Origin of the sequence: Streptomyces sp. NRRL WC-3626 (genome assembly GCF_000718785.1) — a bacterium.
Lineage (GTDB): Bacteria > Actinomycetota > Actinomycetes > Streptomycetales > Streptomycetaceae > Streptomyces > Streptomyces edwardsiae.
Genome location: NZ_JOCA01000017.1, coordinates 17,776 through 33,805 on the forward strand (window position 1 = coordinate 17,776; position 16,030 = coordinate 33,805).

The window sequence follows — 16,030 nt, forward strand, 5'->3', positions numbered from 1 at the left end:
CGCCCACGCCGGTGCCGTCCCGCCCGCCCCAAGGAGCCTCATGACCTCGCGCGACAGACCCGGCATCCTCGCCGGGTACCGGGTTCTCGACTGTTCCATCGCCATGGCCGGCCCCTTCGCCGCCCAGCGGCTCGGCGATCTCGGCGCCGACGTCGTGAAGGTCGAGCCCGTCACGGGGGAGTGGCAGCGCCACGCCGCCGCGGGCGGGGCCGGCGGCAACCGGATCAACGTCTCCTTCCTCTCCCTGAACCGCAACAAGCGCTCCCTCGCCGTCGACCTCAAGGACCCGGCCGGCAAGGAGGTGCTGCGCCGGCTCGTCGCGGGCGCCGACGTGTTCCTGCAGAACTACCGCCCGGGCGTCGCCGACCGGCTCGGCGTCGACTACGCGTCCCTCGCCGCGATCAACCCGTCCCTCGTGTACGTCTCCATCTCCGGCTACGGCGAGGACGGCCCGTACGCCAAGCGCCCGGGCCAGGATCTCCTCCTCCAGGCGATGTCCGGGGCGATGCTCTCCACCGGCCGGGCCGGCGAGGCACCGCGCGCCGCGGGCCAGTACCTGGTGGACGCCGTCACCGCGTCCACGGCCTTCGAGGGGGTGCTCGCCGCGCTGCTGCACCGCGAACGCACCGGCGAGGGCCAGCTCGTGACGGTGAACATGCTCGACGCCATCACCACCCTGCAGATGCAGGAACTGTCGGTGCACACCGTCGGCGGACTGCCGCAGACCCGCTCCGCGCAGCCGCACGCCCACGTCTACATCCGCTCGCCCTACGGCGCCTTCGAGACCGCCGACGACTACATCGTCCTCGCGTTCCCGCCGCTGAGGACGCTCGGTGAGATCATCGGCGAGGACACCTTCCTGTCGATGGAGGACGAGGAGCACGGCTGGACCGGGCGGGACGAGATCTTCGCCCGCACCGCCGCCCGGCTGCTGACCCGCCCCGCACGCCACTGGCTCGACGCCTTCGCGGCCGCCGGCATCTGGGCCGGCCCGGTCTACGGCTACGCCGACCTCGTCCAGGACCCCCAGATCCGCCACAACGGCACCTTCGTCACCTACGACCACCCCACCGAGGGCCGCGTCACGGTGCCCGGCTTTCCCTACAAGTTCTCCGCCACCCCGCCGCGCGTCGACCGGGGCGCCCCGCTCACCGGCGAACACACCCGCGAGGTCCTCGCGGAGGCGGGCCTCGGCGAGCGGGAGGTCGAGGAACTGCTCGCCTCCGGCACCGTGGCGGAGACCTCGTGACCTACGCCGGACTCACCTGGGACCACCCCCGCGGCCACGACGCCCTGGCCGCCTCGGCGGGCGACCTGATCCGCTGGGACGTACAGCCCCTGGAGGGCTTCGAGTCCCACCCCGTCGACGAACTGTGCGCCCGCTACGACCTCGTCGTACTCGACCACCCGCACCTCGGCGAGGCCCTCGCGGCCGGCTGTCTGCGCCCCCTGGACGACCTGTTCACCCCTGCGGAACTGGCCCGCTGGGGCGCCGACTCCATCGGCCCCACCATGCGCTCGTACACCATGGAAGGCCGCCAGTGGGCGCTGCCCCTGGACGCGGCCACCCAGGTCGCCGCCACCCGCACCGACCTCGTCGGCGAGGCCCCCGCCACCTGGGACGAGGTGCACCGCCTCGCCCGCCGGGCCCCGGTCGCGCTCTCCCTCGCCGGACCGCACGCCTTCCTCACCTTCACCTCCCTCGCCGTCGCCCTGGGCGAGGAGCCGGCCACCGGCCCGGACGAACTGATCGGCCACCGCACCGGCCTCGCCGTCCTCGGCCTCATGGCCGCGATCGACGCCCTCGCCCCGCCCGAGACCCGCGCCCTGAACCCGATCGGGCTGCTGGAACTGATGACCGGAACCGACCGCCTCGCCCACTGCCCGCTGGTGTACGGCTACGTCACCTACGCCGACCGGATCGCGTTCACCGACGCCCCCGTCACCGGGCCCGGCGGACGGCCCGGCTCCACCCTCGGCGGGACCGGACTCGCCCTGAGCACCCGCAGCACCCCCTCCGCCGAACTCCTCGACCACATCCGCTGGTTGATGTCCCCCACCACGCAACGGGACTTCCTGCCCCGGCACAGCGGGCAGCCCAGCGCACGAGCCGCCTGGGCCGATCCCGGGACCGTCGCCGCCGACTTCTACCGCCGCACCGCCACCACCTGCGAACAGGCCTGGGTCCGGCCCCGGCACGCCGGCTACATCGGCTTCCAGGGCGAGGCCTCGGCCGTCGTCCGGGACGCCCTCGCCGGCCGCGCGGACCACCGCGACGCACTCGACCGGATGCGCGCCCTGTACCGGGCGAGCCGCACCCCGAAGGGACGACCCGCATGACCGGCACCCGACCCGCCCCGCCCGACCTGGGCACCGAACACGTACGCCTCGACATCGCGGACCGGGTGGCCACGCTCACCCTCGACCGGCCCGCCAAACTCAACGCCGTCACCCCCGAGATGTCCGCGGCCCTGGTCCGTGCGATCGAATGGTGCGACACCACCGACGACGTCCGTGCCGTCGTCGTCACCGGCGCCGGCGAACGCGCCTTCAGCGTCGGCTCGGACATCCGCGCACTCGACCGCTACGCCACCCCCTGGGACTTCCGCAACCGCGTCGACTACTGCGACGCCATCCGCGCCGCCCGTACCCCCACCATCGCGGCCGTCGGCGGCTACGCCCTGGGCGGCGGCCTGGAGACGGCCCTGTCCTGCGACATCCGGCTCGCCTCCGACAACGCCTCCTTCGGAGCCCCGGAGATCACGCTCGGCTGGATCGGCGGCGGCGGAATGGCCGCCTTCCTCAGCCGCGCGGCGGGCCCGAGCAACGCGGCCATGATGCTCCTGACCGGCGAACGCATCGACTCCGCAAGGGCGTTGGAGTGGCATCTGGTCAGCGAGGTCGTACCCCGCGCCCAACTGCTCGACCGGGCCCGCACCCTGGCGGCCGTGATCGCCTCCCGGGCCCCCGCGGCCGCCGAGACCGCGAAGATCAACCTGCGGGCCGCCGCCAACCTGCCCGAGGACCAGGCCCTCGCCTATGAACGTGACCTGCAGACCATCTGTTTCGCCACCGAGGACGCCGCCGAGGGCCGCCGCGCCTTCGCCGAGAAGCGCACCCCCGTCTTCCGCAAGCGCTGAGAGGAACCCCATGCACCAGTGGCCCGACGCCGCGACCACCCTGCCCGACGACGGCACCGAGGGAGAGCTCGTCGGCCGGGTCCATCGGCCCGGCCTCGGCCCTTCCGTCGTCGCCGTCCGCGAGGACGGCGTGTACGACGTGACCGCCGCCTTCGCGACCGTCCGCGACCTGTGCGAACTCGACGACCCGGCAAGCCGATTGCGTGCGGCGACCGGGGAACGCGTCGCCGGGCTCGACGAGTTGCTCGCCAACACCCCGGACGACACCCGCGACCCCGGACGGCCCCGGCTGCTGGCCCCGGTGGACCTCCAGGCCGTCAAGGCCGCCGGGGTCACCTTCGTGGTGTCGATGCTGGAGCGGGTGATCGAGGAACGCGTCCGCGGTGACGCCTCGGAGGCCGCCGCGACCCGCGAGCGGATCCGCGCCCTCATCGGCGACGACATCGCCTCCCTGCGGCCCGGCTCGAAGGAGGCCGCCGCGCTGAAGGAGATCCTGGTAGCCCAGGGGGTGTGGAGCCAGTACCTGGAGGTCGGCATCGGTCCCGACGCCGAGATCTTCACCAAGGCGCCCGTGCTGGCCGCCGTGGGCACCGCCGCCGACGCGGGCGTCCACCCCGCCTCACGGTGGAACAACCCCGAGCCCGAGATGGTCCTGGCCGTCTCCTCCACCGGCGACGTCGTGGGCGCGACCCTCGGCAACGACGTCAACCTCCGTGACGTGGAGGGCCGTTCGGCGCTGCTGCTGCCGCAGGCGAAGGACAACAACGCCTCGGCCGCCCTCGGACCGTTCCTGCGGCTCTTCGACGACGGCTTCGGCATCGACGACGTACGCCGCGCGACGGTCACCCTCACCGTCGAGGGCACCGACGGCCACCGGCTCGAAGCGGAGTCCTCGATGGCCGCCATCAGCCGCGATCCCCTGGACCTCGTCGGCCAGTTGATCGGACCGCACCACCAGTACCCCGACGGCGCGGTCCTCTACCTCGGCACGATGTTCGCTCCCGTGGAGGACCGCGACGCGCCGGGCCAGGGCTTCACCCACCACGACGGCGACCTCGTCTCCATCGCGACCCCCCGCCTCGGCACCCTCGTCAACCGGATCAGGCCGGGCGACGCCTGCACACCCTGGACCTTCGGACTCGCCGACCTGATGCGGTCGCTGGCCGCACGGGGAGCACTGTGAGTCCCGATAGTGTTTCCGGCGTGACCCAGCCGCCGCCCCGCCGTCCGCGCAAACGCTCCGCGACCCGTTCGGTGACCCTCTCGGACGTGGCAGCGTCCGCGGGGGTGTCGGCGCAGACGGTCTCCCGCGTGGTGCGCGACCCCCGGTCGGTGCCGGACGGGACACGCGCCAGGGTCGAGGCGGCCATCGCGGCGACCGGCTATGTGCCCAACCTCGCCGCCAGCAATCTGGCGTCGAACCGCAGCCGTACGGTCGCCGCCCTGGTGCCGCAGATCAGTTCCTCCGTGTTCGCGGACACCGTCCACTCCTTCTCCACGGCCCTGGCGGCCCACGGCTACCAGATCTTCGTCGGTACGACCGACTACCGGCCGGAGCACGAGGAGGACGTGCTGCGCAGCTTCCTGGGCCGCCGGCCGGACGGACTGCTCATGGTGGGGACGAGCCACACTTCAGGCACCCTGGCCCTGCTCGCGGCGGCCGGGGTGCCGGTGGTGGAGACCTGGGGCTGGTCGGACGACCCGGTGGACCTGCTGGTCGGCTTCTCCAACGCGGCGGCCGCCGCCGCGATGGTCGCCCACCTCGTCGGGCGCGGCCGGCGGAGGATCACCTTCGCCGGCCGGCACACCTCGGGCGACCCGCGGGCGGCGGAACGCCTCGACGGCTATACGACCGCGGTCCGCGATCTGCTGGGCGGCGCCCCGCGCACGGTGGACGCCGGTCCCGAACCGGTCGCCATGGACACCGGTGTCACCCTGCTGGACCTGGCGCTGGAGCGGTATCCGGACTCCGACGCGGTGATGTTCTCCAGTGACGTCTTCGCCGCCGGCGCCCTCCAGGCGTGCGTGCGGCGCGGGACCGACGTGCCGGGCACCCTCGCCCTGGCCGGATTCGGGGACTTCGAGCTGGCACGTCATCTCGTGCCGGCGCTGACGACCGTGGCGGTGCCGAGCGCCCGTATCGGCGAGCTGGCCGCCGAACTGCTGCTGACCCGAATGCGCGGCGCCCCCGTGGAGCGGCCGCACCGGGACGTGGGCTACGAGGTCGTCGCCCGAGAGAGCTCCTGACCGTGTCCCTCGCCACCCCCGCACCGCGCTCCCTTTCTCACCGCCCCTGCGGCGCGAGCCGCAGACCGGCGTCGTCCGGGCGGACATGGGGGCCGGCGGCGATGGACCACTGTCCGGAGGCGGTGCCGGCGGCGATCGTCTCCTCGTCGACCTCGATGCCCAGCCCCGGTGTGTCGCCGAGGACGATCCCGCCGTCGGCGATCTCCTGGTCCACACGCAGTCCCACCGGGGCGGACAGATCCTGCACCTCGGTGACCAGGTGGTTCGGCACGGCAGCCGCCGCGTGCGCGACCGGGTTGGCGTTGTAGCCGACGGGACTCACCGGCAGACCGTGGCCGAACGCCAGCGTGGAGACGCGCAGGAAGTGGGTGATGCCCCAGACACTGCCGGTCTGTACGACCCCGACGGCGTCCGCGTCGAGCAGCGGCCGGAAGTGCTCCAGGCCCGTGAGGTTCTCTCCCGTCGCGACGGCGGCACGGACACCGGAGACGACGGCACGGTGCCCGGCGACGTCCCAGCGCCGCACCGGTTCCTCGATCCAGGTGAGGTCCACCCGCTCCTCGACCTGCCGGGCGAGGCGCACCGCCTGGTGCCGGCCCCAGGACTCGTTGACGTCGTACATCAGCGCAGGGCGCGGGGAGTTGACGCGGAGCACGTCCCGGACGGCGGCGAGGCGGCGTACGTCACGGTCGACGTCGAGCCCGCCCTTGACCTTCGCGCCGGTGAAACCGCGCTGCGCCCAGGGTTCGTAGAACGCGACGAGTTCCTCGTCGGTGAGCGCGTACTCCAGCCCGGAGGCGTAGCCGGGCACGAAGCGGTCCGCGGCGCCGAGGGTCCGCCACAGCGGCTCGCCGGCCATCTTCGCCTTGAGGTCCCACAGCGCCATGTCGAGCGCGCCGATGGTGGCGAACACCTGCCCGCCGTGACCGGACTTGAAGACATGGGCGAGCATCCGGTCGTAGAGCGACGTGACGGCCCGGGGGTCCTGGCCGTCGAGCGCGGGGAAGACACGGTGGATGTCGGCGTGGCCGCCGAGGCCGACGCCGGTGAGACCCCCGTCGGTCTCCAGGAGCACGACCGGTACCTCGGTGACCCCGCCGGCGACGACACCGTTCACATCACCCACCGGGCGCCCCCACTCGTGCACCGTGGCAAGCAACCGGTATCCGGTGATCCGCATCGTGCTTCTCCGAGTCAGTCGTCACAGCCGGGCTATCACTCATAACTTGTGATACGAGTGATGACCTTAGCATGTTCCGCTAACCTTGGGCGTTGAACAGCGTGGACGGGCCATCTGCAGGAACAAGGGGAGTCTTCGACCACATGAGTAAGCCATCCGCGGACACCACCGCCGTGTCCCGACCGCAACGGCGCCGGCCGCCACTGGCAGCGGCCGTGGTCCAGAGCCTCACGACGGCCATCGTGCTGGGGGAGTACCCGCCGGGCTCGGCGCTTCCGTCGGCGGGTGAGCTGTGCGACCGGTACGAGGTGAGCCGGACGGTGATCCGCGAGGCGACGACGACGCTCGCCGAGAAGGGGCTGGTGGCGACCCGTCAGGGCTGGGGGACGGTCGTCCTCGACCAGGAGCAGTGGAGTCTGCTCGATCCGCTGGTCCTCGACGCGCTGTTCCAGCGCACGGACCGGCTGGTCTTCCTGGACAACCTGATCGAGATCCGTACCACCCTGGAGTGCGCCATGGCCGCCCGCGCGGCCAAGCGCATCGACGACGGCCAGGCGGCGGCGCTCGCCGCCAAGCTCGAGGAGCTCGCGGAGCTGCGGGACGACGCGACGGCCTACTCGCGCGCCGACATCGAGTTCCACGAGATCATCCACCGCGCCTCGCAGGACGCGTTCGGGCGGGCCATCGTCTCCAGCATCCAGGGCAAGGCCGTGCGCTCCCCGCAGTACAGCGGCGATCCGAGCCGCGAGCACATCGACGCCACGCATCAGGCGCACGAGCGCATCGCCGCGGCCGTCCTCGACCGGGACGCCGACGCGGCCGCCGACGCGATGCGCGAGCACATCACGTCGGCATGGGCCCGCCGCCGCCCGGTCGACCCGCCGGAGGCGTAGCGGCACGGGGGCGTCCGCCGCACGACGGACGCCCCCCCCCGCGAGGCCGTTGCTACGGCCGTCCGATGCCCTTCGTGGAGACGGACCGGTTCCACTCGTCGACCCACTTGGTTCCGTACGCCTCGGCCACCCGACCGGAGCGCGAGAACTTCAGCGTGTCGGGGTCCAGCCCCGTCTCCGCCACCGAAGTGGCCATCACCGCATGGGTGTTGACCTTGTCGCTCCACCGGGACAGGTTGTACACCGACGTGGGCCCGGTGAAGGTCGCGGTCGTCTCGACGAACCCGGTGTCACCGACGACCACCGCGTGGTCGATCTCCACCCGGGACGGCGCCCAGACGGAGTTCGGGTCGTCCCACACCGTGGCCCGGCCGCAGCCGTTGGTGCCGGTGGTCGAGTAGTCGGCCGCCCTGCAGTCCTGGCCCGTCGCCGTCACCCGCGGCACGTACCAGCGGGTGATCTCCGGGTACGCGATCGGCTTCCCGTCCGCGTACTTGTGTTTCCCTTCGGTGTAGTGCCGGTGCCACGCGGCCACATGTTCCGGGGTCGCGCTGTACTTCTCGCCCTCACGCACGTCGAGGAACGAGTCGAAGCGGCTCAGCAGTACCCAACTGTTGTCCAGCGGCAGCGACTTCTCGCCCTTGCGGTGGTAGATGCCACCGTGGCCGGCGTGCTTCACCCCGATGAAGACGTTGTCGTTCGCGGTGTTGCTGTGCCCCGAGTTGAAATTGACCCCGGAATGCGCGCCGTCGACCACGTTGTGGTGGAACCGCACACCGGACGCGCCGTCGTCCAGGTACAGGGCGTCGTTGGTCCCGCCGATCTTCTCGAAGTGGTTGTACGCGACCTCGTTGCCGAGGTACGTGAAGTCCCGTCCGGCGTAGACGACACCCTGGTCACCGGCGTTCTTCACCACGTCGTAGAAGTGGTTGTGACTGACCCGCATGTCGTTGCCCATGATCTGCACGGCCATGTGCGGGGCGTCGTGCACGTAGTTGTACTCGAACGAGTTCCCCACCCCGTACAGATAGCCGGCCGGGGTGTACGTCGCGAGCTTCGAGAAGCGGGTGATCTCGTTGTGGTGGGCGATGTTGTCGCCCCGCTCCAGGGTGGCCCGGTCCCCGCCGCCGAGCAGCACCCCGCCCCCGCCGAGGTCGTGGAGGTAGGAGTTGCGTACGACGTTGTCGTGCCCGCCCTGCACGGTCTCGTAGTCCGGCATGGTCGTGATGGTGTCCGTCGTCCGCCCGATACGGATCGCGTCCATGCTCACGTTGGAGATGTCGACCCCGTCGATGAGGGTGCCCACGGCGTCCAGGAGCTGCACGCCGCTGATGAGGGACCCCGTCATCGCGAGGCCCCGGAGCGTCACTCCCTCGGTGCCGTCGAGCAGGAAGAAGTTCTTGTCGAAGGTCTGCAGCGTGGTGACCTCGCCCTCGACGGTGCCGCCCTCGGGCTTGTAGTAGAGGACGTCGTTGTCGTCGTAGCGGTCGATGTAGTACTCACCGGCCGTGTCCAGCTCCGACAGGACGTTGAGCACCTTGACCTTGGTCCACGCGTCCTGCGGGATGTACATGGACGGATACTTCGTGTACAGCCGGTCGCCGCTCCACGACAGGATCCGCACCATGTCGTTGGCGTAGTTGTTGCCGAAGTACCCGGACAGCCAGCCCTCGGTCTCGTCCTCGGTGTTGTCGATGCCCTCGGTCCAGCGCGGGTCGAGCTGGACCGGAACGTCCGTGTAGTCGCCGAGTCCGCGGGTCCCCAGGTCGTCCACCACGGGCTCGGCCTCGGGCGCCCACCGCCGGTAGCGGTCGCCGTCGAGCGCGCGGCCGCCGACCGTGAACACCGACGGCGTCATGCGCCGCATCTCCTGCGGTGACCAGGTGTCACGCTGCCCCGGGTCCCCGAGGAGCTGTTTCTTGTCCTCGAACTGCGCCCTCGGCGTCGTCCCGGAGACGTTCCAGTCGCGCTCCGGGCCGAAGCGGCCCTCCAGGTCCACGTTCATCAGGTCGCGGGGGGTCTCGGCGTCCCACTTGTCGCCGGTTCCCCACAGATGGCAGTCCGTCCCGGTGGTGGAACACCCGTCGCCGTTCGGGTACTCGGCGAGGGTCTGGGCTTCGCCGCCGACGACCAGTTCGGGCGCGAACGGCTGCTGCACCCAGTTGAAGCCGTTCTTGTACAGCGTTCCCGGGTCGATGCCCGCCGCCCCCAGGTCGTAGACCCACACCCCCTCCCGCGACTCGGAGGTGGCGAGCCGGGAATGGGACGAGTACCGGGGCTCGGCGAGCGTCCCGGCGGACAGATCGGTGAGCCTCTTCCAGCCCTCGGCGGGCAGTTCGTGGGACCCGGTGACGGTCACCTTCTCGTCGCGGTACGCGGCATAGGTGACCCACGAGTTCTCCGGCCCCGTAAGCCGGACCGTGTCGTCGAGGACGTAACGGCCGCCGCGGATGTAGACCGTGCCGCGCGCCTCGGCCGAGGTGCGGCCCGCCAGCGCGTCACGGGCGGCGGTGACGGTGCGGAAGGGGTCCTTCCTTCCACCGCTGTTGCCGTCGTCGCCGTCGGTCGCCGAGACGTAGACCGTCAGTTTTCCGGCCGCCGCCCGGCCCGGCGCGGCGGCGGCCGGTCCCGCGAGGGTCGTCATCAGCGCCAGTGCGACGCCTGCTGCGGCGATCCGCGCCGCCCTTGGACCAGTTCTCACCATGGAGAAGCCTTTCGAACCGTGCAGACACAGAACATGTATGACATGTGCACAGTAGGGTCCGGAGGGGCCGGGGACAAGCGCCAGGACGGAAGAAGACAGAAGAAGGAAGGGGCGGGGACCACAAGTCCCCGCACCGCCCCGCACCGCCCGTTCAGTTCTCCCCGGCACGCAGCCGCAGTCCCTGCATCCCGCCGTCGACGGCGAGCGCGGTACCGGTGACGGACGCGGCCGCGGGGGACGCCAGATAGGCGATCGCCGCCGCGACCTCCGCTGCCGACACCAGCCGGCCCGTCGGCTGCCGTGCGTGGAGCGCGGTGCGCTCCGCCTCCGGGTCGTCGGCGCGCGACAGCAGCCGGTCTATCCAAGGGGTGTCCGCCGTACCGGGGTTGACGCAGTTGACGCGTATGCCCTCACGCAGGTGGTCCGCGGCCATGGCGAGCGTCAGGGACAGCACCGCCCCCTTGCTCGCGCTGTACAGCGCCCGCTGCGGCAGCCCCGCGGTCGCCGCGACCGAGCATGTGTTGACCACCGCCGCGTGCCGGGAGGCGCGCAGATGCGGGAGCGCGGCACGCGTCGTCCGCACCATGCCGAGGACGTTGACGTCCAGCACCCGGGCCCACTCGGCGTCGGCGTTGTCCGCGACCGTCCCCTGAGCGCCGATGCCGGCGTTGTTCACCAGGATGTCGAGGCCGCCCAGCCGGTCCACGACGTCCGCGACGGCGGCCCGTACCGAGGCGTCGTCGGTGACATCGCACCGTACGGGCAGCAGTATCTCCATGTCGTCGGCCGGCAGGGCGTCCGGATCGCGGTCGAGTACGGCGACCCGGGCGCCGCGCGCGGCCAGATGGCGGGCGGTGGCGAGCCCAATCCCCGACGCCCCTCCCGTCACCACGGCCCTCAGACCGTCGAACTCGGGGGGCGGGGGAGTGGGGGTGTGCGTCATGTGCGTGTTCCTTCGCTGTGAGGGTGACGGTCGGCCCCGCGGTCAGTCCAGGTGGAAGAGCTCCTCGCCGTCCACCCATCGCTCCCCGGACCCGGCCGAGTCGAGGGGCTGCTGGCAGGGATCGGTGAGGGTCCACCAGTGCCGGGTGCCGGGATCGGCCGCGACGGCCGCCATGTCGGCGTCGTAGTCGTCGCCGGTGTACTCGTAGTAGGCGAACAGGGTGTCGTCCCGCAGGAAGATGGAGTAGTTGGTGATGTGGGCGCGCGACAGCGTGTCCAGCACGGGCTGCGGCACGGCCCGGTGCAACTCCCGGTAGCTGTCGGCGTGTTCCGGCCGCAGCCGGATTACGGAGGCGACACGGCGGGGCGTACGGCGTTCGGGCATCGGCTATCCCTTGACGGCTCCGGCGGCGAGGCCGCTCATGATGTGCCGCTGCATCACGATGAAGATCACCAGGATCGGGATCACCGCGAGCAGCAGGGTCGGGAACACCTTCGTGTAGTCGGTGGAGTACTGGCCGACGGCCGCGTACACCCCCGTGGTGACGGTGTAGACGTCGCTGCCGGGGCCGAGGATCATCTGCGGGCTGGCGAAGTCGTTCCACACGCTCAGCGAGTTCAGGATGAACACCGTGGCGATGATCGGCCGCATCAGCGGCACGATGATCCGCCACAGCGTGTAGTACTTGCCGGCCCCGTCGATGGCCGCCGCCTCGTCCAGGGACCGGGGCAGCACCCGGATGTACCCGAAGAACACGAACAGCGTGAACGGGATCGTCGTGGCCGTCATGAACAGGATGAGGCCGGGCAGCGTGCCCATCAGCCCCACCGCCCGCAGCACGAAGATCACCGGCACCAGGATCACCTGCGTCGGGATGAACATGCCGGCGATGAAGAAGAACAGCAGCAGCCGGGAGACGGGCCTCGGGGTACGGGCCAGCGCGTACGCCGCCGGGGCGCACACCGCCATGGCGATGGCGTTCACGCTCAGCACCAGCGCGAACGTGATGCCGTAGCCCTTCAGAATGCTGAAGTCCGGGTTGTTCCAGGCGTCCGCGAGGTACTGGAACGTCGCCGTGCCGAAGGCCGGCGAGAGCGGGTCGGCGAGGATCTCCTGCTGGCTCTTGAAGGTGTTGATCACCAGGATGTACATCGGCACGAGCATGCCGAGGGACACCAGGGAGATGAACGCCACCCGGACGACGGCGGACGGGGAGTGTGTCTTTTTCATCCGATGGACTCCGCGTCGTCCTCGGCACGCCTGCGCAGCACGAGAACGGTGAGGGCGAGGACCGCGGCCGCCAGGATCAGCAGCACGGCCTGCGCCGAGGCGACGCCGATGTTCCGCTGGGGGAAGGAGACCGCGAGGATCGAGTAGGCGAGGGTCTTGGTGGACCCGGCGGGGCCACCTCCGGTCAGTGACACGACCACGTCGTACGTCTTCAGCAGCGAGATGCCCGAGGTGATGATCGCGACCGTCACCGTGGACGCCAGGGACGGCCAGGTCACGGCACGGAACGTGCGCCACCTGCCCGCACCGTCGATCCGCGCCGCCTCCAGCAGATCCGCCGGCACGGCCTGCAGCCCCGCCAGATAGAGGATCAGCTGGACGCCGAACAGCGACCAGACGATGACGAGGATCATCGACCACAGCGCCCAGTCCGGGTCGCTGAGGAACGGCAGGGCGTCCGTGCCGACCTTCTCCAGCATGGTGTTGACGACACCCTGGGGGCCGAGGATGGCCTGCCACAGGAAGCCGACCACCAGCGCGCTCAGCACATGCGGGTAGAACATGACCACCCGGCCGAAGGTGTTGAACCGGTTGGTGCGCTGCAGCAGCAACGCCAGGCCCAGTGCGGCCAGATTGACCACGACGGCACCCGCCACCGCCACCACGGCCGTGATCACCATGGTGTCGGTCATGTCGGCCGAGCCGAACACGGTCCGGTAGTTCTCCAGACCGATGAACTCCGGGACCCGGGTCGGGAATCCGTTGTACTCGGTGAAGCTGTAGTAGAACGCGTAGATCACCGGTACGACCAGCAGAGCGACGTAGATGAGCACCGCGGGGAGGACCATGCTCACGCCGGCACCGGCGTTGCGCCATCCCCGCGGCCTCACGGGAGTTTTACGTTCCATCGATCAGCGGTTCTCGTCGACCCACTGGTCGATCGCCCCGGCCGCGTCGGCCGGGCTCGCCCCCGTGTACAGGCTCTGCGCGACCTCGGTGAACTTCGGGTTGAACCCGGTCACCGGCAGCCTGACGTTGCCCTGCCCCTCACCGACGGCCACCAGGGCCGGCGCCTCGTCGAGGACGCCCTGGATCTGCGCGTCGATCTCGGTCTGCTCCAGCCCGGAGTCCTTGCGGAACACCCCGTCGGAGCCGAGCTGTGCCTCGATCGCCTTCGGGTCGGTGACCAGGTACTCGACCAGCTGCTTGGCACCGTCCTCGTCGGCGACGCCCTTGCGGATCATGTACGGGTTGGCCATGGTGGCGCCCTGCGGGCCCGGGTGGGCCTGGCCGTCCGCCGCCGGAGGGGAGAACACGCCCACCTCGAAGGGCAGGTCCTTGGACTTGTTCAGCGTGGCGGCGAACCAGCTGCCGTTGGTGTAGAGCCCGACCTTGCCGGCGATGAAGTTGCCGTCCGCCTGCGAGGGGCTGAGCCCGACGTCGCTCTTGTTGATGTAGCCGGCCTCGATCCAGTCGGCGTACAGCTGGAACGCGGGCTTGTACGCGTCACCGACCGAGAGCTTCTCCTGGTCCACCGCGGTCTGCCACTTCGGGTGCAGCTGGTTCAGCGTCGGGTGGTAGATCTGCTGCAGCTGCAGGCCGGTCTGGTAGTCACCGGCGGTCTGCATCGGCGTGTAGCCGGCCTTCTTCAGATCGGCCAGATCCTCGGCCAGCTCGTCCCAGGTGGTGGGCGGCTCACTGATCCCGGCCTTCGCGAAGGCGCTCTTGTTGTAGAAGACGAGCGACTGCGTCTGGGTGCCGACGCCGACCGCGTAGTGCTCCTCACCCATCGCGTACTCGTCGAACATGGGCGTGTCCTTCGCCCACGCCTCACCGCTGAGGTCGATCAGTTCGGGCGCCGTGTCGTCGTCCGGGAAGACCGACTGGATGACGTCGGGCGCGGTGCCGGCGGCCAGCTGCTGAGGGAAGGACTCGGCGACGGACTTGCCGGTCGGACCCTCGATCCTCACCTTCAGCCCGGTCTTCTCCTCGAACGGCTCGACCAGCTTCTCCCAGTAGGCCTGGTCGAGGTTGTCGGTGAGGTTGACCAGCATCCGTATCTCGCCGTCCTCGCTCCCGGAGGAGCCGCTGCCCGACGAGCAGGCCGCCACGAGGAGCAGCGGAACCGCGGCGGCGAGCGCGGTACCGCGCACGGTGCGCCCTCTGTTGACTGACGTCATTGTCATCTCTCTTTTCCTCGAAGGGGGAAAGCCGGCGGTACGGTCACTCGTCACAGCCGCCCCCGGTAGGGCAGGGGGCCGACGGTGGTAATGTCGGTGGGCGCCTCGCCGCCGTCGACGCGGTGGATGCCTTCGCCGGAGACGAAGAACTCGGGAACGTCCGGGTAGCGCAGCTCCTCGGGCAGCGGTTCCCGGTCGGTCCAGGCGAAGAACTCGCGCGCGAAGACGGCCCGGTCCTTACGGCCGTACAGGTGCAGGTCACCGGCGGTCAGCGGGCTGCGGACACACCAGTGGACGCCGGACTCGGCCCAGAACGCGCGGTCGCTGACCAGCACCGACTGCCGCTCCCGGGGGGCGAGCACCCGGTCCCAGAAGCCGTCGCCGGGGCCCAGTTCGGCCATCAGGAACAGCAGGTCGTGGGCGTGCCAGGCGGTACTGGGCGCGATGTCGGCCTCGTTGTGCCAGCCGCTCGCGGAGGCGAAGTAGCCGGCCGGGGTCTGGTAGCCGGCGTAGGTGGCGAGGCACGCCTCGGTGAAGGCCTCCAGCTCGGCGTCGGGGCCCTCGGCCAGCACCTCGTGGATGCCGTACAGGGTCAGGCCCATGCCGGCGATCAGCATCGGGGTGTCCGTCTTCAGCGCGCGCTCGCCCTTGACGTACCAGTAGCGGTGGTAGCGGACCGCGCCGGTCGCGTCGGTCCAGGCCGAGCGGGCCACATGCCGGCACAGCCGCCGCGCCTCGGCGAGCAGTTCCGGGTCGCCCTGGGCGCGGTAGCCGAGCACCAGGGGGACGATCATCAGGCCGTAGTACTCGGCCGGTTCGAGGATGCCGCCCTCGGCCCGGTCCCGCACGGTGCGGAAGGCGCCGGCGCTGTCCGCGTCGGGCACCCCCCGGTGGTGGAAGAGACGGACCAGTTCGGCGAGGTCCTCGGGGATCTCGTCGGCGTACGTCGTGTCGTCGCTCAGCTCGGTGTAGAGCTGCTTGACCCAGACCCGGGCGTACTCCTGGTTGCAGGTGCCGTCCTCGCCGGGGCGGCCGCCGCCGTAGATCTCGCAGGCGTCCAGATTGCGCCGTACGGCCGCGAGCACGGCGGCCACCTCGTCGGCGGGCAGCAGATGGCCGGCGTGCCGCAGGGCGAGCAGCATGCCGAGGCTGCCGACCGCGTTGTGGATGAGACCGGTGGTCGCGGACTCGCCGACCTGGAAGCCGATGTGCCGGTACTGGCCGTCGGGCTGTGTGGCGGCGGCCTGGTACCGCAGCAGCCTGCGCAGCAGGCCGACGCCCCGTTCGTCCGGCTGCCCGGCGAGGGCCTGGGCGTACGCGCCGACGGCCGGGCCCGCGAAGGTGGTGTGCCCGCTGGTGAAGTCGACGAAGCTCGCCGGGTTGGTGCCCCACACGCTGTGGTTGTGGAAGCCGTTGATCGCGCCCTCCTCCGTCACCCAGCTGTGCAGCCAGCCGGCCAGCGCGGCCGTGTCCGGCGTGGCGGTGCGGTGTTCCATGACGTTCCTTCCGGAGC

At 70.9% G+C, this 16,030-nt stretch carries 14 protein-coding genes; 6 read left to right on the forward strand and 8 right to left on the reverse strand.

Going from position 1 to position 16,030, the window contains the following annotated elements; all coding sequences use genetic code 11:
* Positions 1 to 40: 40 nt before the first annotated feature.
* The 5 genes from IF28_RS0123970 (at position 41) to IF28_RS0123990 (ending at position 5,387) form a co-directional block, all read left to right on the forward strand.
* Positions 41 to 1,249 (forward strand): CaiB/BaiF CoA transferase family protein, encoded by a 1,209-nt coding sequence (locus IF28_RS0123970; RefSeq protein ID WP_030223976.1) that lies wholly within the window; start codon positions 41 to 43, stop codon positions 1,247 to 1,249.
* Positions 1,246 to 2,340 carry an extracellular solute-binding protein gene (locus IF28_RS0123975; protein WP_030223977.1) on the forward strand — a complete coding sequence of 365 codons (1,095 nt, stop codon included), beginning with the start codon at positions 1,246 to 1,248 and terminating at the stop codon, positions 2,338 to 2,340. The genes IF28_RS0123970 and IF28_RS0123975 overlap by 4 nt, the downstream gene beginning before the upstream one ends.
* Positions 2,337 to 3,140 carry an enoyl-CoA hydratase/isomerase family protein gene (locus IF28_RS0123980; protein ID WP_037893900.1) on the forward strand — a complete coding sequence of 268 codons (804 nt, stop codon included), beginning with the start codon at positions 2,337 to 2,339 and terminating at the stop codon, positions 3,138 to 3,140. Before IF28_RS0123975 ends, IF28_RS0123980 begins: the two co-directional genes overlap by 4 nt.
* Positions 3,141 to 3,150: 10 nt before the next feature.
* Positions 3,151 to 4,323 carry a fumarylacetoacetate hydrolase family protein gene (locus IF28_RS0123985; protein WP_030223983.1) on the forward strand — a complete coding sequence of 391 codons (1,173 nt, stop codon included), beginning with the start codon at positions 3,151 to 3,153 and terminating at the stop codon, positions 4,321 to 4,323.
* An 86-nt stretch (positions 4,324 to 4,409) separates the two neighbouring features.
* Positions 4,410 to 5,387 (forward strand): LacI family DNA-binding transcriptional regulator, encoded by a 978-nt coding sequence (locus IF28_RS0123990; protein WP_234325333.1) that lies wholly within the window; start codon positions 4,410 to 4,412, stop codon positions 5,385 to 5,387.
* Positions 5,388 to 5,424: 37 nt separating this feature from the next.
* Here the strand turns inward: IF28_RS0123990 and IF28_RS0123995 are convergent, their stop codons facing one another.
* Positions 5,425 to 6,567, reverse strand: a complete 1,143-nt coding sequence (locus tag IF28_RS0123995) for a mandelate racemase/muconate lactonizing enzyme family protein (RefSeq protein ID WP_030223985.1) — start codon at positions 6,565 to 6,567, stop codon at positions 5,425 to 5,427.
* A gap of 143 nt (positions 6,568 to 6,710) precedes the next feature.
* Between IF28_RS0123995 and IF28_RS0124000 the strand changes: the two genes are divergently transcribed.
* Entirely contained in the window at positions 6,711 to 7,460 is a 750-nt protein-coding gene (locus IF28_RS0124000) for a FadR/GntR family transcriptional regulator (protein WP_030223987.1), read from the forward strand.
* 52 nt (positions 7,461 to 7,512) lie between these two features.
* On the opposite strand, the gene IF28_RS0124005 is transcribed toward IF28_RS0124000, so the two are convergent.
* The 7 genes from IF28_RS0124005 to IF28_RS0124035 all read right to left on the reverse strand — a co-directional run bounded on the left by IF28_RS0124005 (position 7,513) and on the right by IF28_RS0124035 (position 16,013).
* Complete coding sequence (locus IF28_RS0124005) at positions 7,513 to 10,164, reverse strand: right-handed parallel beta-helix repeat-containing protein (RefSeq protein ID WP_106982129.1); 2,652 nt, start codon at positions 10,162 to 10,164, stop codon at positions 7,513 to 7,515.
* Between the two features lie 151 nt (positions 10,165 to 10,315).
* Positions 10,316 to 11,107, reverse strand: coding sequence for an SDR family NAD(P)-dependent oxidoreductase (locus IF28_RS0124010; RefSeq protein ID WP_037893902.1), 792 nt, complete (start codon positions 11,105 to 11,107; stop codon positions 10,316 to 10,318).
* A gap of 42 nt (positions 11,108 to 11,149) precedes the next feature.
* Complete coding sequence (locus tag IF28_RS0124015) at positions 11,150 to 11,491, reverse strand: L-rhamnose mutarotase (protein WP_030223992.1); 342 nt, start codon at positions 11,489 to 11,491, stop codon at positions 11,150 to 11,152.
* Between the two features lie 3 nt (positions 11,492 to 11,494).
* Complete coding sequence (locus tag IF28_RS0124020; protein WP_030223993.1) at positions 11,495 to 12,337, reverse strand: carbohydrate ABC transporter permease; 843 nt, start codon at positions 12,335 to 12,337, stop codon at positions 11,495 to 11,497.
* Positions 12,334 to 13,185 (reverse strand): carbohydrate ABC transporter permease, encoded by an 852-nt coding sequence (locus IF28_RS0124025; RefSeq protein WP_234325336.1) that lies wholly within the window; start codon positions 13,183 to 13,185, stop codon positions 12,334 to 12,336. Before IF28_RS0124025 ends, IF28_RS0124020 begins: the two co-directional genes overlap by 4 nt.
* A 63-nt stretch (positions 13,186 to 13,248) precedes the next feature.
* Positions 13,249 to 14,523: an ABC transporter substrate-binding protein gene (locus IF28_RS0124030; protein ID WP_234325334.1), complete on the reverse strand. Its 1,275-nt coding sequence runs from the start codon at positions 14,521 to 14,523 to the stop codon at positions 13,249 to 13,251.
* Positions 14,524 to 14,567: 44 nt separating this feature from the next.
* On the reverse strand, positions 14,568 to 16,013 hold the full coding sequence (locus IF28_RS0124035) for a hypothetical protein (RefSeq protein ID WP_030224000.1): 1,446 nt from the start codon (positions 16,011 to 16,013) through the stop codon (positions 14,568 to 14,570).
* Between the last annotated feature and the right edge of the window lie 17 nt (positions 16,014 to 16,030).